Origin of the sequence: Knoellia pratensis (assembly GCF_042666395.1) — a bacterium.
Lineage (GTDB): Bacteria > Actinomycetota > Actinomycetes > Actinomycetales > Dermatophilaceae > Knoellia > Knoellia pratensis.
The window spans coordinates 703,437-721,139 of record NZ_JBHTDJ010000004.1 but is presented as its reverse complement, the minus strand read 5'-3'; the positions used below and the strand labels follow the sequence as shown (position 1 = coordinate 721,139).

Genomic DNA, 17,703 nt, shown 5'->3' with positions numbered 1-17,703 from the left:
TGTGACGCATCACCTCCCATGTGGTGGGCGACACCCCCACGGGTCATGCGGACGGGTAGATTTGGCGGTCTCGCGCCGTGTCGGCGCGATGAACCGTTCCCGCACTGAAGGAGTACCCCCGGGTGGCTGCACGCCTGTTCACGTCCGAGTCCGTCACCGAGGGTCACCCCGACAAGATCTGTGACCAGATCTCCGACTCGATCCTCGACGCCATGCTGGCGCAGGACCCCGGGGCCCGCGTCGCCGTCGAGACGATGGTGACGACTGGTCTCGTCCACGTCGCCGGCGAGGTGACCACGGAGGCCTACGTCGAGATCCCCAAGATCGTGCGCGACACGGTCCTGGGCATCGGCTACGACTCGTCGACCAAGGGCTTCGACGGCGCTTCCTGTGGCGTCGAGGTCTCCATCGGACAGCAGAGCCCCGACATCGCCCAGGGTGTTGACACGGCCTACGAGAGCCGCACCGGCGGAATCGACCCGCTCGACAAGCAGGGCGCCGGCGACCAGGGCCTCATGTTCGGCTACGCCTGCGACGACACCGCCGAGCTCATGCCGCTCCCGATCTACCTCGCCCACCGTCTGGCCGAGCGCCTCACCGCGGTCCGCAAGAGCGAGGAGCTGGCCTACCTCCGCCCGGACGGCAAGACGCAGGTGACGATCAGCTACGACGGTGACCGGGCCGTCAGGCTCGACACCGTCGTCCTCTCCACGCAGCACGCCGAGGGCATCTCGCTCGACGGTCTGCTCAGCCCCGACATCGAGAAGCACGTCATCGCACCGGTGCTCGCCGAACTCGCCGAGCACGGCACCGATCTCGACACGTCCGACTACCGCTCGCTGATCAACCCGACGGGCACGTTCGTCATCGGTGGCCCAATGGGCGACGCCGGCCTCACCGGTCGCAAGATCATCGTCGACACCTACGGCGGCATGGCCCGCCACGGTGGTGGCGCCTTCTCGGGCAAGGACCCGTCCAAGGTCGACCGCTCGGCCGCCTACGCCACGCGCTGGGTCGCCAAGAACGTCGTCGCCGCGGGCCTCGCCCGTCGCTGCGAGGTCCAGGTGGCCTATGCCATCGGCAAGGCGCAGCCCGTGGGGATCTACGTCGAGACGTTCGGCACCGAGACCGCTCCGGCCGACAAGATCCAGGACGCGATCCTGTCCGTCTTCGACCTGCGTCCGGCAGCGATCCTCGACGCGCTCGACCTCCTCCGCCCCATCTACAAGCCGACGGCGGCCTATGGCCACTTCGGTCGCACGCAGGCCCACGGCTACAACAACCCGTTCACGTGGGAGCGTCTCGACCGCGTCGAGGACCTCCAGCGCGCGGTCAAGGGCTGAAGACACTGAGCAACGACGGCTCGGCCCCGCTACTCCTCGCGCACGACGACGAGGGCAGCGGGGCCGCGGTCGTCCTCCTCCATGCGGGCGTCGCCGATCGAGGCATGTGGGCCGGCATCATTCCCGGCCTCGCCGCTGCCCACCGGGTCATTGCACCCGACCTGCGCGGTTTCGGTGGCACGCCGCTGCCGGGTGGGCGCTATGGCGATGCCGACGACGTCCTTCACCTCCTCGACGACCTCGGCATCGATCAGGCCGTGATCGTCGGTTCCTCCTTCGGCGGTCGTGTCGCTCTCGAGTTCGCCGCGCAGCACCCGCAGCGCGTCCGGTCGCTCGCCCTGTTGTGCCCGGCCTACCGGGGACTCGAGGTCGCCGATCCGGTGATCATCGAGTTCAGCGAGCGCGAGGACGAGCTGCTCGAGGCTGGCGACGTCGATGGTGCCGTCGCGCTCAACGTCGACACCTGGTGTGGCCCGGAGGCCACGGACGAGGCACGCGCAGACCTTGCACGGATGCAGCGTCGCGCCTTCGAGGTCCAGCTCGCGGCGGACAAGCTGGACCCGCCGCCACAGCCGGAGCGCGTGACCGTCGACCCAACGGCCCTGTTCGTCCCCACCGTGATCTTCGTGGGAGCGCACGACACCGCTCACTTCCGCGAGATCGGGGCCCTTCTCGGGCGCGAGATCGAGAGCTCCTTCTTCGTCGAACTCGCGTGGGCCGGACACCTCCCGGCCCTTGAGCGACCTGACGAGACGACCGCGTTGCTCCTCGAGCACCTCGGCAGCGGCCACAGCGTCTGACGCGACCAGCGATGGGCGTTGTGAGACTCTCTGGCACAACCCAACAGTTCGGGCTAGTTTTTGCCGACCGCCTGCGGGAGGCGGCAAGGGGAGGCATTTCTCAGTGGTCGCACTGCACTCGGACGTACTCAGCGGCGTCCGCACCTTCTGGGTGGACGCCGGTCGACCGACCCTGACGGCATCGCTCATCTTTCGGCGGGGAATCGTCGACGAGACGCTGGCCACAGCGGGAGTCACCCACCTGCTGGAGCACGTTGCGCTGCACGACCGTGCCAAGGGAGCCCTGCAGGTCAACGGGTCCGTGTCGCTCCTCATGACCCAGTTCGACGCTCACGGCCCGCGCGATGCCGTGGTGGACTTCGTGGGTGACCTGACGCGCTGGATTGCTGCGCCCGACCTGGCTGAGTTGTCGCGTGAGAGTTCGGTGCTCAAGGCCGAGGCTGCGATGCGCGGGTCGAGCGACGTGCGACAGGCCATGCTGAATCGCTATGGCGCCCGAGGGCCGGGTCTCGCGGGTTATGCGGAACCGGGACTCGCCCGGGTCTCCGAGGAAGACGTGCGCCTCCTCGCCTCGGAATGGTTCACGTCGGGCAATGCGGCCCTCCTGCTCGATGGACCACCGCCCGCAGGTCTCGCATTGAACCTGCCAGAGGGTCCGTTGCGATCCATTCCTGCGGCGGACCCGTGCGAAGCCCAAGCCGATCTCCCGAAGATGTACGTCACCAGGCAGGGGATCACTACGTCTGGCGTCGTCGCGAGGTCAACTGCGGCAACGTTCCTCGGCCCGGCCCTACACAAACTCATGCATGACGAATTCCGTGGGCGGGACGGCGCGGCGTATGCACCCTGGTCCGTGTACGAAGCGGTTGATGCGGATACCGCGGTCGTCTTTGCCGGCTCGGATGTCAGTGCCCCGCTGTTGAGCAATGTGGTCGACAAGACCCTCGAGATCATGTCGAGGGTCGCAACCTCTGATGCCCTGAGCGCTGTCGTTCCCGACCTTGTTGCCCAGGCCCGGCAGGCCAACGACGATCCCTACAACGCTCTGATGGTTGCCTACCGGGCGGCGTCGGATCACCTCAGAGGGCGTGAGCCGCAATCGGCCGAGGCGGTTCGCGAAGAGCTGCTGGTGGTCGACGCCGACGCAGTGCGGCGCGTAGCGCAGGAGATGCACAACACTCTGCTCCTGGGAGTGGACGGCGAAGCCGCTTGGGCCGACCAGATGCCTCGTCAGCTCATGCCCACGCGCGCCGTAGCCTTCGCTGGCTCGTCCTACCGCTCTCGCAACTTTCCGGCCATCCGTGACCGCCTGGTGATCGGCGACTCCGGGATTGCGTTGGGCCGACGAGCGGAGTGGGCCGGGATCGCACGCAACGACGTCGAGGCTGTGATGGCGTACCCGGACGGAGCCCGGGAGATCGTCTCCACGGACGGCTGGAGCGTCCGGATCGAGCCGACATTGTGGCGTCGGGGCGGTGTGGCCGCTCGGGAGGCGGACGCCCTGGTGGATGAGGAACGCCGCTTGGTGGCGCCCCCTCGCACCGCCGAGTGGGTCCCCCAACCGATGACGCCGATCAACAACTTTCGGAGCTGGGTTGGCCAGTTGCGTTGGCGGTACGAGCTTGGCATCGCGTTGATTGTTCTGAGTATGGCTCTGCTCTTTTGTGCTGTGTGGTGGTGGACCGGCGACTTTCCCGTGGTTGGAGGGCTGATCTTCATCGGCACCGCGTCAGGCGCCGCGATCAGTCTGCGCAGGCAGCAGCCGGACGCCAACAGCCCCGGCTGATCAGGAGCGTCGGACGCATCGTCTAGTTTCGGGACATGACCGAGCCGGGTGAGGGGACGCAGCTGGAGCTCATCCAGCCCGCTGCCCGCACTCGACCCAGGCCCAAGACCAGCGGAGAGGCCATCGCCGACGTCGACCCGGTGGCCTCCGTGCTCGTCGACACGGGGCTAGCGCACCTGGACCGCCCCTTCGAGTACCTCGTCCCCGATGCCATGGCTGGCGACGTCGTGCCGGGGGTGCGGGTCAAGGTGCGTTTCGCTGGCCAGGACCTCGATGGATTCGTCATCGCGCGCACGGCCGAGCCCGAACACGAGGGTCGCCTCGCCCTCATCCGACGCGTCGTCTCACCCGAGGCCGTGCTCACCCCTTCGGTGCTCGCCACAGCACAGGCGGTGGCCCGACGCTACGGCGGAGCCGTGGGTGACGTCCTCCGGCTTGCCGTGCCGCCTCGCCATGCAGCCGCCGAAAAAGCCCTTGCGCTCGGCGCACCTGAGGTCGAAGAAGTGCCGGATTCCGTGTCCTGCGCATGGAGTCGGTATGCCGTCGGGCCGGCTTTCCTTTCCCGGGTCACCCAGGGGGAGGCTCCGGCGGCGTCCGTGCTTGCCGCCCCGTCAACGAACGCTGGGGAGGACTGGCCGCGGTTGCTCGCCGATGCCGCTGCGGCCGCGCTCGCCGGTGAACGAGGCAGCATCATCGTCGTCCCCGACGCGCGCGACGTCGCCCGGGTCGAGGCCGCTCTCACCGAACGTCTCGGCAAGGGGCACCATGTCCGGCTCACCGCAGACCAAGGGCCGCAGGCCCGCTACACGGCATACCTCAAGATTGTTCGCGGTCACGTGCGCGTGGTGGTGGGCAACCGGGCGGCGGCGTTCGCCCCGGTGCGTGACCTCGGCCTCGTGGCGTGGTGGGACGACGGCGACGACCTCCACGACGAGCAGCGCGCCCCCTATCCGCAGGTGCGGCAGGTCGCCCGGATCCGTGCCGAGCTCGAGGGGGCTGCGCTCCTCAGCGCTGGATTCACCCGCAGTGCGGCGCTGGCCCAGTGGTGCGCCGAGGGTGTGTTCGTCGGCCTCGACGTCGATCGGTCCGCGCTGCGCAAGGTCGTGGCTCGGGTGCGAGTCGCGGGTGAAGGGGCCGACCTCGCCCGGGATCCGGCGGCCGCCAGGGCGCACCTGCCCTCGATGGCGTGGCAGGTCGCCAAGGAGGCGCTCGCTCGCGGACCCGTGCTCGTCCAGGTGCCTCGGCGCGGCTACCTGCCGTCGCTGTCGTGCCAGGACTGCCGACGCCCCGCACGCTGCGGTGTCTGCGCCGGTCCGTTGGGTCTCGCGGGTCCTGGCCAGCCGCCCACCTGTCGGTGGTGCGGCGCCGTCGAGACCCGATTCGAGTGCTCACACTGCGGCTCACCACGGTTGCGGTCGTCCGTCGTGGGCGCGCGCAGAACCGCAGAGGAACTGGGCCGGGCCTTTCCCGGCGTGCCCGTGGCGACCTCGGGTGCGGGAGCCGTCATCGATCACGTCGATGCCAAGCCGCGACTCGTCATCTCGACGCCGGGAGCAGAGCCTGTTGCCGACGGCGGGTATGCAGCTTGCCTGCTTCTTGACGCGTGGGCGCTGCTCGACCGGCCATCGCTCGACGCGGCCGAGGAGTCCTTGCGGCGATGGATGAACGCCGTCTCGCTGACCCGTGGTGCGGCCGAGGGGGGAGTCGCTGTCCTCGCCGGGGTGCCGACGCACACGACGGTGCCTGCCATCGAGGCGCTCGTGCGCTGGGACCCGGCGTGGTTCGCGGATCGCGAGCTGGCCGAGCGGCTCGAATTGTCGCTGCCGCCGACGGCACGCGTGGCGACGCTGACCGGTGCCCGGCCAGCGCTCCAGGCCGCCGTGGCCGAGATGCGGCTCGGGGAGTTGGTGCGGGTCCTTGGCCCCTTGCCCGTGGACGCCGAGAGCGAGCGCATGGTGCTCAGCGCGCCGCTGTCCGACGGCCCCGCGCTCGCGGCCGAGGTGGCGGCGATGCGGGCCCGTCGCTCAGCGCGCAAGGACACGGCGCCCGTGACCGCGAGGCTCGACCCTCGCGACCCTTCGTAGACTGACTGCGTGACGAGCCAGAGCTGCATCCGATGAGGCTGGTCTTCGCCGGCACCCCCGAGACCTCCGTGCCCGCCCTCGAGGCCCTGCTTGCCTCACCGCACGAGGTCGTTGCGGTGCTCACGCGACCGGACGCCCGGGCCGGCCGAGGCCGCACCCTGCACCCCTCGCCGGTGAAGGCCGTGGCCGTCGAGCGCGGGATCGACGTGCTCACTCCCGTGTCACCGCGCGACCCGGAGTTCCAGGCACGACTGCGTGAGATCGCGCCCGACGCATGTCCCGTCGTTGCCTACGGAGCGCTCCTGCCGCGCGACATCCTCGCCATCCCGACCCATGGCTGGATCAACCTCCACTTCTCGGTGCTCCCGGCATGGCGCGGGGCGGCGCCCGTGCAGCGCGCCATCATGGCCGGCGACGAAGCCACCGGCGCCACGACGTTCGTGATCGAGGAAGGTCTCGACACCGGGCCCGTCCTCGGACTCATGACCGAGACGATCCGCCCCGACGACACGTCCGGAGTGCTTCTCGACCGACTCGCCCACGCGGGCGCCGGCCTGCTCGTCGCCACGATGGACGGTCTCGAGGGCGGTGACCTCCACGCGGTGCCCCAACCCGCCGAAGGCGTCTCGCACGCCGCGAAGCTCACGACCGCCGATGCCGAGATTTCGTGGACAACGCCTGCGTATGCCGTGAGTCGTCACATCCGTGGGTGCACACCGGCGCCGGGTGCCTGGACGACCTTCCGGGGTGAGCGACTGGGGATGGGGCCCGTGCTGACTGCGGGTGCGGACGCGCTCGAGACACGCGAGGGGTCGCAAACCTTGGCGCCGGGCGAGGTTCACGCCACCAAGAAGGCTGTCCATGTCGGCACGGCGTCTGGGGTGGTGACTCTCGGTGAGGTGCGCCCGCAGGGCAAGAAGCCCATGCCGGCCGCTGACTGGGCCCGAGGCGTGCGCATCGACGTGGGTGAGTCGCTCGGTCGCGCCACTACGCTGACCTGATGCCCGAACACGACTCCTCCCAGCCCCGACGCCCCCAGGGTCGTTCAGGCCCACGTGGAAGCCAGCGCTCCCTGCAGAGGCCGAGCGAGCGGGCCAAGCACGCCGAACCGGCGCGGCTCGCGGCATACACGCTCCTGCGGGCCGTCGACGACGGCGCCTACGCCAACCTCGAGTTCCCGGCGATCATCCGTCGACACCGTCTCGACTCGCGCGACGCGGCCTTCGCGACCGAGCTCGCCTTCGGGACCTTGCGGATGCAGGGCTTCTATGACGCCGTGATCGAGCGGGCGGCCGACCGATCGACGTCCAAGATCGACAGCGGTGTCCTCGACGTCCTGCGGCTCGGCGCCCACCAGCTGCTCGGCATGCGGGTGCCGACGCACGCCGCGGCCGACCAAACCGTCGGTCTGGCTCGCACCGTGAGCGGCGCCGGGGCCAGCGGCTTCGTCAATGCCGTGATGCGTCGGGTCAGCGAACGCACCCGTGACGAGTGGGTGACCGAGGTTGTGCCCGAGGGTGGTTCGACGGCAGCGCTCGCCGTGGAGTACTCCCACCCCGAGTGGGTCGTCAGTGCGATGCGTGGCGCCCTCCTGACGGGTGGTCGTGCCACCGCAGAGACCGTTGACGGCGAACTGCGTGAGCTGCTCGACAGCGACAACATCCCGGCGAAGGTCAGCCTCGTGGCCCGCCCCGGCCTCGCGACGGTTGAAGAGCTCGTCGAGGCCGGTGCCACGGCCAGCGCGACCTCGCCGTTCGGAGCCGTCCTCGAGCACGGCGAGCCCGGTGCCATCGGGGCGATCCGTGACCGACGTGCCGCCGTGCAGGACGAGGGGTCACAGCTCCTGGCTGCTGCACTCGCCATGGCTCCCGTGGGCTCGGACGTCCCCAACCGCTGGCTCGACCTCTGTGCTGGACCCGGTGGCAAGAGTGGCGTCCTCGGCGCGCTCGCCGTCGACGCCGGGGCAGACCTCGTCGCCGTGGAGATCAGTGACCACCGCGCCGACCTCGTCCGCAGCACCCTCGAACCCGTCATCGCCCTGGCCCAGGCCGCAGGGCGACGCATCGAGGTGCGCACCACGGACGGCCGCGAGGTCGGCGAAGCCGAGCCTGCGGCATACGGACGCGTTCTCGTCGATGCCCCGTGCACGGGACTCGGCGCGCTGCGTCGGCGGCCCGAAGCCCGGTGGCGTCGTCAGCCGAGCGACCTCGTCCAGCTCGGCCCGCTCCAGCGCGACCTGCTCCGGAGCGCCCTCGACGCCGTCGCACCGGGTGGGCTCGTCGGGTACGCCACGTGCAGCCCGCACCCGGCCGAGACGACCTTCGTGGTGCGCGACGTGCTCAAGAAGCGCGACGACATCGAGGTGGTCGATGCCCGCGAGTTCTTCCGCGACGCCTCCGGTGACGTCCTGCATGACCTCGGTGACGGGCCCTCGGTGCAGCTGTGGCCGCATGTCCACGGGACCGACGCGATGTTCTTCACGCTGCTGCGCAAGAAGGCCTGAGGGTCCTCGGGCCCACTGCCGACTCACCCGTAGGCTGCTCGCGTGCAGATCTCACCGTCGATCCTCTCCGCCGACTTCGCCAATCTCCAGTCCGAGCTCGACGCGATCTCGAACGCCGACTGGGCGCACGTCGACGTCATGGACAACCACTTCGTCCCCAACCTCACCCTCGGGCTTCCGATCGTCGAGTCGCTGCTCAAGGTGTCGCCGATCCCGCTCGACTGCCACCTCATGATCGAGGACCCGGACCGGTGGGCGCCCGCCTATGCCGAGGCCGGCGCGCAGTCGGTGACGTTCCACATCGAGGCCGCGCGGGACCCGCAGACCCTTGCGCGTGCCCTGCGCTCCGCCGGGGCACGCGCCGGCATGGCGATCAAGCCCGGAACACCGTGGGCGCCCTACGCGGACCTGCTGCCCGAGCTCGACATGGTGCTCGTGATGACCGTGGAGCCCGGCTTCGGCGGCCAGTCGTTCATGGCCGACCAGATGGCCAAGGTGACCGAGGTGCGCAAGGCAGTCGAGCAGCGCGGTGGGGAGATCTGGATCCAGGTCGACGGGGGAGTGTCGGCCAAGACCATCGAGCAGTGTGCCGAGGCCGGGGCGGACGTCTTCGTGGCCGGGTCAGCGGTCTATGGCGCGGAGTCGGCTGCGGTCGCCATCGATGAGCTGCGTTCTCTCGCAGCGTCGCACGCCCACTGATCGTGGCCGATCACGCACTGGACTCGCTTGCTGCCGGGGAAACCCTGCGGGGGCGCGAGCTTGTCGGCGAGGAGCTGAACGGGCTCAGCTGGGAGGGTGCCACGTTGCTCGACTGCGTCTTCGAGGACTGCACCTTCACGAGCTGCAACTTCTCGATGACGGCCCTGACGGACACCCGATTCGTCGAGTGCACGTTTGTCGGCTGCAAGATGCTCGCGGTCAACTGGACGGTGACAGGAGCGGGTTCGCTCCTCGCGCAGCCGCTGCGGTTCCAACGCTGCCGCCTCGACGGGACGACCTTCGCCGGACTCGACCTCACGGCCTTCGTCTTTCGCGACTGCGTCCTCACCGACGTCGACTTCACCGACGCCGACCTGCGCCGAGTCGACTTCGGAGGCTCGGAGCTGTCGGGCGCGCGGTTCGTGGGCACCGACCTGCGCGACACCGACCTGCGGGGCACCCGCGGACTCGCGCTCGACCCGCGGGACAACCGCCTCAAGGGGGCGCGCCTCGACCTCGACGCCGCCCCCGGGCTGCTCGACGTCTTCGGCGTGACCTTCCCCTGAGCCCGTGCGTCGTGGGCGATGTCACGGTGGACAGAACTTCGGTGGCGGGGGTGGTGTGCGGCATACTGGTCACTGACGTGCTCCGGGGTCGGTGCAATTCCGAACCGGCGGTGACAGTCCGCGACCCGACCGCAGCCAGCGGTCGGTTGACTGGGTGGAACTCCCAGACCGACGGTTAAAGTCCGGATGGTAGGCAGCACGCGACAGCGAGACCTTTCGGGGTCGCGCCGTCCGGCGTCATGCGTCGACGGTACCCGCTGCAACGTCCCCCGGAGCTCGACCACCAGGTCTCGAGCACGAGGGCAGGACGAATGCAGGATCACGGCACGACCGACACGCACGAGCACTGGATGCTCCGCGCGCTCGTGGTCGCGACCAATGGACCCGAGCCCGACGCCAACCCACGCGTCGGCTGCGTCCTGGTCGACCCCCACGGGCTTCTCGTCGCGGAGGGCTGGCACCTCGGGGCGGGCACGCCGCACGCCGAAGCCGCCGCCCTCGAAGCCGCAGGTGATCGCGCGGCCGGCTGCACGGCATATGTCACGCTCGAGCCCTGCAACCACACGGGGCGCACCGAGCCGTGTGCACGCGCCCTGGCTGCCGCGGGAGTTTCACGTGTCGTGTATGCCGTGAGCGACCCCAATCCTTCGGCCGGCGGTGGGGCCGCCTGGCTGGAGACGAACGGTGTCCCAATCGAGGGCGGGCTCCTCGAGCGCGAGGCCGAGAGGCTCAACCGCAGCTGGCTGCACCGCATCCGCACCGGCCGGCCCTGGGTGACGTGGAAGCTCGCGACCACTCTCGATGGTCGCAGCGCAGCGGCCGACGGGACGAGCCAGTGGATCACCGGCCCCGAGTCCCGTCAGGATGTCCACGACCAACGCGCCCGATGCGGCGCCATCGTCGTCGGCACCGGGACGGCCCTCATCGACAACCCGCGGCTCACCGCGCGCCACCCCGACGGCACCCTGCACGACCACCAGCCGCTGAGGGTGGTCATGGGATTGCGCGACCTGCCTGTGGACGCGCGAGTGTTCGACGACTCGGCCGAGACGGCGCACCTGCGAACGCGACACCCCCGTGAGGTCCTGGCCTTCCTCGCCGAGCGCGAGATCCACCACGTCTGGCTCGAGGGGGGCCCCACCGTGGCTGCCGCCTTCATGGCCGACGGGCTCGTCGACGAGATCGTCGCCTACATCGCGCCCGTGCTCCTGGGCCGAGGGCGCCAGTCCGTGAGCGACCTGGGCATCACGACCATGGCCGACGCGCTGCGACTGGAGCCCACCGACACCCGGATCATCGGGCACGACGTCCGCATCACCACCATCCTCGAGGAGTCCCGCTGATGTTCACTGGCATCGTCGAAGAGTTCGGTCAGGTCGACCGCGTCGACCTGGGGGAGGAGTCAGCACGCCTCACCCTGCGCGGTCCGCTCGTCACGAGCGACGCCGTCCACGGGGCCTCCATCGCCGTCAACGGTGTCTGTCTCACCGTGGTGGAGCACGACGTCGACGCGGGCTGGTTCACCGTCGACGTCATGGCAGAAACCCTGTCCCGCAGTGGTCTTGGCGCTCTGGAGGTCGGAGCACCGGTCAACCTCGAGCGCGCGATGGCCGCCACGAGCCGCTTCGGGGGTCACATCGTCCAGGGGCACGTCGACGGCACCGCCACGGTCCTCGAGCGTGTCCCGGGTGACCGCTGGGAGGTCGTGACGTTCACGTTGCCCGCGGACCTGGCTCGCTATGTCGTCGAGAAGGGATCGATCACGGTCGACGGCGTCAGCCTCACGGTCTCGGCCGTCACGGAGGACACCTTCAGCGTCTCGCTCATCCCGACCACCCTCGCTCTCACCACGCTCGGTCACCGGGCCGTCGGGGACACCGTCAACCTCGAGGTCGACGTCCTCGCGAAGTACGTCGAGCGTCTCCTCGCCGCCACTCCCACCGCCCGCCCCACTGAGTCCGCGACTCCCACCGCCCGCCCCACCTTGGAGGTTTCCGCATGAACTGGCTCGAGCACCTCTTCGAGGCCCAACTGACGATCGGCAGCTCGCACATCCTGTGGCGCGAGATCGTGGGCAACGTCTTCGGGTTCGCCTCCGCGATCGGTGGCATGCGTCGCCGCGTCTGGGCCTGGCCAGCCGGCATCATCGGCAACGCCCTGCTCTTCACGGTGTTCTTCGGGGTGGCCTTCGCCAATCCGCAGCACCAGACGCTCTACGGCCAGGCCGGCCGCCAGGTCTTCTTCATCATCACGAGCATCTATGGCTGGTGGCTCTGGCAGCAGCACCGCAAGAACCGCGGGGCCGACTCGCCGGCCGTGACCCCGCGTTGGGCGACGGTCCGTGAGCGGGCGGCCTACGTTGGCGTCTGGGGCGGCGGAGTCCTCGTCGGACAGTGGATCTTCGCAACGATTGGAGCCGAATGGCCGGCCCCTCGCTGGTACTTCTGGTGCGACGCGTGGATCTTCGTCGGCTCCATGCTCGCGACCTATGCGATGGCCCGCGGCTGGAACGACTTCTGGCTCATGTGGATCGCGGTGGACCTCGTCGGCGTGCCGCTGCTGTGGCACTCGAAGTTCTATCCGTCCGCGGTCCTGTATGCCGTTTACGGCGCCCTGGTGCTCTACGGCTTCACGGTGTGGCTCAAGGCCTCTCGCGAGGAGCGCGACCCCGAACGTGAGCTGGCAGAGGTGCACTCATGACCCGCCTCTCCACGATCGAGGGCGCCCTCGAGGCCCTGCGTGCCGGTCGGCCGGTGCTCGTGACCGACGACGAGGACCGCGAGAACGAGGGTGACGTGATTCTGGCGGCCCAGACCCTTACGGACGAGTGGATGGCGTGGACCATCCGCCACTCGTCGGGCTACGTCTGCGCCCCGATGCCCGACGATGTCGCCGACCGACTGAACCTCCCACTCATGGTGAGGGAGAACGCGGACCGGTTGCGGACGGCATACACGATCACCGTCGACGCAGCCGAAGGCGTCACGACGGGCATCAGCGCGGCGGACCGCGCCCACACGGTGCGTCTGCTCTCATCGCCAACTGCCACTGCGGCCAGCTTCATCCGCCCCGGTCACGTCGTCCCGCTGCGGGCACGCGACGGTGGAGTGCTCGCCCGTCGCGGCCACACCGAGGCGGCCGTCGACCTGTGCCGGCTTGCAGGTCTGGAGCCGGTCGGAGCGATCGCCGAGCTGACCCACGACGACGGCACGATGATGCGCCTTCCCGCAGTCCTCGACCTCGGCGCCGAGCACGACCTTCCGGTGATCACCATCGAACAGTTGGTGGCCCACCGTCAACGCCACGACCGCGTCGTCCGCCACGCGACGACGACGCTGCCGACGGTTGACGGAGTCTTCACGGTGCACGCCTATCGCGACACGCTCACGGGCGACGAGCACCTCGCGCTCGTCAGCCCCTTGGGCCTCGGCGACGGCTCCGTCCTCACCCGACTCCACAGCGAGTGCCTGACCGGCGACGTCTTCGGTTCGGCGCGCTGCGACTGCGGCCCGCAGCTGCGTCGCGCCCAGTGCCGCGTGGGTCGCGAGGGCGGCGTCGTCGTCTACGTGCGTGGACACGAGGGTCGGGGTGTCGGCCTTGCCGACAAGATCGCGGCGTATGCCGTGCAGGACACCGGCGCTGACACCGTCACCGCACAGGAGGAGCTGGGTCTGCCGATCGACGCACGCGACTATTCGGCGGCGGCGGCGATCCTCCACGACCTCGGCGTGAGCACCGTCCGGCTGCTCACCAACAACCCGGACAAGGTCGCGGCCGTCGTGTCCGCGGGCATTGACGTCGCGACGATCGAGCGACTCCAGGTCGCTCCCGTCGCGACGAACGCGGCGTACCTGCGCACCAAGCGCGACCGTCTCGGACACGACCTCGTCCTCGACTCCCTCGACTCCTCCGAGGCCAGCGCATGAAGGCCGGGGCGCCGGAGGTCCTCCCCAACGGGACCGGCTTGCGGGTCGCCATCGTCGCTGCGTCCTGGCACAAGGCCGTGATGGACGGTCTCGTCGCCGGAGCAGTTGCCGCGCTTGCCGAGGCCGGCCTTCCTGACGTCCCGGTGATCCGCGTTCCCGGCACCGTCGAGTTGTCCGTGGCCTGCGCACGACTCTCGCGGGAGTACGACGCTCTCGTCGCGCTCGGGGTCGTCATCCGTGGCGGCACACCGCACTTCGACTACGTCTGCAGTGGGGTCACCCATGGCCTCACCGACGTGAGCATCCGCACCGGTGTCCCCATCGGTTTCGGTGTCCTCACCTGCGACACCGCCGAGCAGGCGCTGGCGCGAGCCGGCCTGCCGGGGTCGAGCGAGGACAAGGGCGCGGAGGCTGCCCAGGCCGCCGTGGCCACCGCCGTGACCTTGCGCGACCTGGCCCCTCGTACGATTGACGCGTGAAGACCTTCGACGCGCTGTTCGCCGAGCTCACCGACAAGGCCGCGACCCGTCCGGAGGGATCGGGCACCGTCGCGGAGCTCGACGCGGGCGTGCATGCCATCGGCAAGAAGATCGTCGAGGAGGCCGCCGAAGTCTGGATGGCCGCCGAGCACGAGAGCGATGAGCGCGCGGCTGAGGAGATCTCCCAGCTGCTCTACCACCTGCAGGTCCTCATGGTCGCCAAGGGTCTGACCCTCGACGACGTCTACACCCACCTCTGAGACACGAGCCCCTCATGCTGCGCATTGCCGTTCCCAACAAGGGTTCTCTCGCTGACCCCGCCGCCGAGATGCTGCGCGAAGCGGGCTACCGCACGCGTCGCGATTCCAAGGAACTCGTCGTCAACGACGAGGCCAACGGCGTCGAGCTCTTCTATCTCCGCCCGCGCGACATCGCCGTCTATGTCGGCTCCGGCACCGTGGACTGCGGCATCACCGGTCGCGACCTGCTCCTCGACTCCGGCAGTGCCGCTACCGAGGTGATGGCGCTCGGGTTCGGTGGTTCGACCTTCCGGTATGCCGGCCAGCCCGGAACCGTGTCCGCCGTCGCGGACATCGCGGGGCGCAGGGTGGCCACGAGCTACCAGGGTCTCGTCGAGAAGCACCTCGCCGAGCACGGTGTTCAGGCGGAGGTCGTGCGCCTCGACGGTGCCGTCGAGACCGCGATCACCCTCGGTGTCGCTGACGTCATCGCGGATGTGGTGGAGACGGGTGCCACCTTGCGCAGCCAGGGCCTGGAGGTCTTCGGCGACCCGATCCTGCGCAGTGAGGCCGTGCTCATCCGCCGCGACGGCAGTCACGAGGACTCGGGCATCGAGGTGCTGCACCGGCGCATGCTCGGTGTCGTCACGGCTCGTCACTACGTGATGCTCGACTACGACGTCCCGGCCGCGCTCGTCGATGACGCGTGCGCGATCACACCCGGCCTCGAGTCGCCGACGGTCTCGAACCTGCAGAACCCGGACTGGAAGGCCGTGCGCGCCATGGTCCCGAGGTCGGTCACCAACCAGGTCATGGACGAGCTCTGGGAGCTCGGCGCCCGAGCCATCCTCGTCACCGACATCGCGGCGTGCCGCCTGTGACCGACGCCCAGTCGGCCTCCCTCTCGCGGGCGCCGTTCCGATCACGTCGGGGTCGGCTCATGGCGATCGTCATGGCGGTCCTGTCCGTCGTGCTCTTCACGGTTCTCGCCCTGCTCGTGGCCGGTCCGGATGCTGGTGGCGACTGGGTCGTTGCCGACCGCATCATGATGGCCGTCCTCGGACTCTCCCTCGCCGGGGTGCTCCTGCGGTGGGCAGTCATCGCAGCGATTCCCGACGAATCGGGACTGTCGATCCACAATCTTGTCGGTCGCCGACACATTGCCTGGGACGAGGTCGCGGACGTGACCTTTGACGAGGGCGACCCGTGGGCCACCCTGCATCTCAAGGACACGGAGTCCGTTGCGGTGATGGCGATCCAGCGCGCCGATGGAGACTCGGCACGCGCCGAGGCCCAGCGCCTCGCCGACCTCGTCGCGCAGTCCCGCACCCGCCTTTGACGCGGAGCGAAGAGCCACCCCGCGCGCGGTGTGGGTGTGGTTCGGGTCGATAGCCGATTGGTGTTCGGCTGCACACCTATGGGTTATCGATGCAAGCGAACACCTATCGAGGCGCCGGGCAGACGCGGGACCGAACGGCCAGACCGCACGATCTGGTCAGCGGACGGGTTCGCGTTTGGGGTTGAGGGCCAGGCCTGCGCCCAGTTGGACGACCATCAGGCACGCCAGCACGAGCCAGATCGCCGAGTAGCCCCCGGTGAGGTCGCGCACCGCACCCATCGTGGTCGGACCCATCGACGCCACCGTGTAGGACACGAGGAAGGCCATCGCGGTGAAACGGGCGGCGGCAGCCGGCGACACGGCATACCGGACGAGCAGGACGACACCGATCGCGAAGGATGCTCCCTGGGCAGCGCCGAGCAGCAGGGCCCACACCCACGGCGCGGCCTCAGGAGCAGCCCACACGCCCGCTTGACCAGCCAAACCGCACAGCCCGGCGCCGACGAGCGGGATCCGCCAGTCACCCACCCGGTCGGTGATGGCCGGGCCGACGAGACCGGAGACGAGCTGCGCGCCGGTGAAGACCGACAGCAGGAGTCCAGCGTCGTGGGCGTCCCAGCCGTGTCCGACGTATGTGGGGGAGAGCCACGCGAGAGTCGAGTAGAACTGCCACGACTGGACGGCGAGGAAGGCCGCGACGAGCCAGGCCGTCGTGCTGCGCCACGGCAACCGGTGGCCGGTGCCGGCGGGGTGCTGGTCGTGGTCTCCGCCGCGGTGCACGGCGAGATCGACGGGCAGCCAGAAGACCATGCCGAGGAGCGCGACGAGCCCCCAGAAGCCGAGGGACAGCTCCCAGTCGCCCAGAGCATCGGCCAGGGGGACTGAGACTCCGGCCGCCACCCCGGCGCCGCCCATCATGGCGATCATCTGGAGCCCGGTGGCGAGGCCTGCGCGGCCGGAGGGGAAGAAGTCCTTGACCATGCCCGGCAGCAGCGTCCCGGCGAGGGCGATCCCTGCGCCGGCACACAGCGTGCCGAGATAGAGCACGACGACCTCGTTGCCAAACCCGCGCACGAGGTTGCCGGCAGCCACGGCGACCATGGCCAGGGAGATGCATCGGACCACGCCGAGGCGCAGCCCCAGGCGTGCCGCCGCAGGTGCGAGCAGGCCCATGCAGAGCACGGGGAGCGTGGTGAGTACGCCCAGCCACAGGGAGCTGAGGCCGAGGTCCTCACGGATCTGCGGCAGCAGGGGTGGCAGTGAAGTCATGAGCGTGCGCATGCTCAGGGAGACGGCGACGACTCCGATGACGACGAGGGCGAGCGACGGACCCCCCTCCTCCGCGGCCGGGCCGCTGTCCACCCAGGGCGCGCCCGTGTCGAGTCGGACGTCCGCATCATCGCGGCCGGGCGAGACGGCATACAGCTGTCGTTCCTGGTCTGCCCACAGGTCCCAGTGGGACGCGAAGACCTCCCCGTCGCGGGCGATGGCACGGTCGTGGCGCTGTTCAGTGGGCGCCTCCACCCACACTGTGACCGCAGCCGAGTCACCCGCGATGGCAAAGGCACCGACACCTTCGAGCACGACGAGATTCGCCTGGGGCACAGCCTCATCGGCGCCGCGGCGGTCGTCATCCCAGTCCCACGTGGGGTGGCTCGCTGGCTCGCCCTGCGACCAGGCATCCACCAGGGAGGCGCGCGCGAGTTCGACGCTCGAGAGCAGCCCGGTCCAGCCCTGGTGCATGTCGTCGACATGGAGGACGAGGGCATCGAGGTCGCGCCCGAGGTCGGCCGCGAGGGTGGTCTTGCCGGATCCGCTCGGTCCGTCGACCGCGACGATGGTGACGTCGCCGCAGCGCGGGCCACGGTCGGCGACGAGTCGTTGCACCTCTGTCGTGAGGTGGTCCACGTCGCTCACTGCATCACTCGCCACACGGGCA

General features: G+C 69.7%; 17 protein-coding genes and 1 riboswitch. Of the genes, 16 read left to right on the top strand and 1 reads right to left on the bottom strand.

What is annotated here, in order from left to right; translation table 11 throughout:
* Window positions 1–122: 122 nt before the first annotated feature.
* From metK to ACFQRE_RS19585, 16 genes are all read left to right on the top strand, one after another.
* On the top strand, window positions 123–1,343 hold the full coding sequence (metK, locus tag ACFQRE_RS19660) for a methionine adenosyltransferase (protein WP_380125717.1): 1,221 nt from the start codon (window positions 123–125) through the stop codon (window positions 1,341–1,343).
* Window positions 1,292–2,143 (top strand): alpha/beta fold hydrolase, encoded by an 852-nt coding sequence (locus ACFQRE_RS19655; protein ID WP_380125715.1) that lies wholly within the window; start codon window positions 1,292–1,294, stop codon window positions 2,141–2,143. Before metK ends, ACFQRE_RS19655 begins: the two co-directional genes overlap by 52 nt.
* A 313-nt stretch (window positions 2,144–2,456) precedes the next feature.
* Window positions 2,457–3,929, top strand: a complete 1,473-nt coding sequence (locus tag ACFQRE_RS19650; RefSeq protein WP_380125713.1) for a hypothetical protein — start codon at window positions 2,457–2,459, stop codon at window positions 3,927–3,929.
* A gap of 35 nt (window positions 3,930–3,964) precedes the next feature.
* Window positions 3,965–6,013: a primosomal protein N' family DNA-binding protein gene (locus ACFQRE_RS19645; protein WP_380125711.1), complete on the top strand. Its 2,049-nt coding sequence runs from the start codon at window positions 3,965–3,967 to the stop codon at window positions 6,011–6,013.
* 32 nt (window positions 6,014–6,045) lie between these two features.
* Window positions 6,046–7,014 carry a methionyl-tRNA formyltransferase gene (fmt, locus tag ACFQRE_RS19640; RefSeq protein WP_380125709.1) on the top strand — a complete coding sequence of 323 codons (969 nt, stop codon included), beginning with the start codon at window positions 6,046–6,048 and terminating at the stop codon, window positions 7,012–7,014.
* Entirely contained in the window at window positions 7,014–8,516 is a 1,503-nt protein-coding gene (locus ACFQRE_RS19635) for an RsmB/NOP family class I SAM-dependent RNA methyltransferase (protein ID WP_380125707.1), read from the top strand. Before fmt ends, ACFQRE_RS19635 begins: the two co-directional genes overlap by 1 nt.
* A 42-nt stretch (window positions 8,517–8,558) precedes the next feature.
* The gene (rpe, locus tag ACFQRE_RS19630; RefSeq protein ID WP_380125705.1) at window positions 8,559–9,215 is read left to right on the top strand and encodes a ribulose-phosphate 3-epimerase; all 657 of its coding nucleotides are present in this window, start codon (window positions 8,559–8,561) and stop codon (window positions 9,213–9,215) included.
* 2 nt (window positions 9,216–9,217) lie between these two features.
* Window positions 9,218–9,781, top strand: coding sequence for a pentapeptide repeat-containing protein (locus ACFQRE_RS19625; protein WP_380125703.1), 564 nt, complete (start codon window positions 9,218–9,220; stop codon window positions 9,779–9,781).
* A 74-nt stretch (window positions 9,782–9,855) separates the two neighbouring features.
* Window positions 9,856–9,984: riboswitch (FMN riboswitch) on the top strand.
* A gap of 108 nt (window positions 9,985–10,092) precedes the next feature.
* Entirely contained in the window at window positions 10,093–11,124 is a 1,032-nt protein-coding gene (gene ribD, locus ACFQRE_RS19620; protein WP_380125701.1) for a bifunctional diaminohydroxyphosphoribosylaminopyrimidine deaminase/5-amino-6-(5-phosphoribosylamino)uracil reductase RibD, read from the top strand.
* Window positions 11,124–11,783 (top strand): riboflavin synthase, encoded by a 660-nt coding sequence (locus ACFQRE_RS19615; protein ID WP_380125699.1) that lies wholly within the window; start codon window positions 11,124–11,126, stop codon window positions 11,781–11,783. Before ribD ends, ACFQRE_RS19615 begins: the two co-directional genes overlap by 1 nt.
* A complete protein-coding gene (pnuC, locus tag ACFQRE_RS19610) occupies window positions 11,780–12,481 on the top strand; it encodes a nicotinamide riboside transporter PnuC (RefSeq protein ID WP_380125697.1) in 702 nt (233 codons plus the stop codon). The genes ACFQRE_RS19615 and pnuC overlap by 4 nt, the downstream gene beginning before the upstream one ends.
* On the top strand, window positions 12,478–13,707 hold the full coding sequence (ribB, locus tag ACFQRE_RS19605; protein ID WP_380125695.1) for a 3,4-dihydroxy-2-butanone-4-phosphate synthase: 1,230 nt from the start codon (window positions 12,478–12,480) through the stop codon (window positions 13,705–13,707). The genes pnuC and ribB overlap by 4 nt, the downstream gene beginning before the upstream one ends.
* Window positions 13,704–14,186 (top strand): 6,7-dimethyl-8-ribityllumazine synthase, encoded by a 483-nt coding sequence (ribH, locus tag ACFQRE_RS19600; RefSeq protein ID WP_380125693.1) that lies wholly within the window; start codon window positions 13,704–13,706, stop codon window positions 14,184–14,186. Before ribB ends, ribH begins: the two co-directional genes overlap by 4 nt.
* The gene (locus ACFQRE_RS19595) at window positions 14,183–14,446 is read left to right on the top strand and encodes a phosphoribosyl-ATP diphosphatase (RefSeq protein ID WP_009775091.1); all 264 of its coding nucleotides are present in this window, start codon (window positions 14,183–14,185) and stop codon (window positions 14,444–14,446) included. The genes ribH and ACFQRE_RS19595 overlap by 4 nt, the downstream gene beginning before the upstream one ends.
* A 14-nt stretch (window positions 14,447–14,460) precedes the next feature.
* On the top strand, window positions 14,461–15,306 hold the full coding sequence (hisG, locus tag ACFQRE_RS19590; protein ID WP_380125690.1) for an ATP phosphoribosyltransferase: 846 nt from the start codon (window positions 14,461–14,463) through the stop codon (window positions 15,304–15,306).
* Window positions 15,307–15,365: 59 nt separating this feature from the next.
* Window positions 15,366–15,764 (top strand): PH domain-containing protein, encoded by a 399-nt coding sequence (locus ACFQRE_RS19585; protein WP_380125688.1) that lies wholly within the window; start codon window positions 15,366–15,368, stop codon window positions 15,762–15,764.
* 156 nt (window positions 15,765–15,920) lie between these two features.
* Here ACFQRE_RS19585 and ACFQRE_RS19580 read toward each other — a convergent pair whose 3' ends face one another.
* Window positions 15,921–17,696: an MFS transporter gene (locus tag ACFQRE_RS19580; RefSeq protein ID WP_380125686.1), complete on the bottom strand. Its 1,776-nt coding sequence runs from the start codon at window positions 17,694–17,696 to the stop codon at window positions 15,921–15,923.
* Window positions 17,697–17,703: the final 7 nt, after the last annotated feature.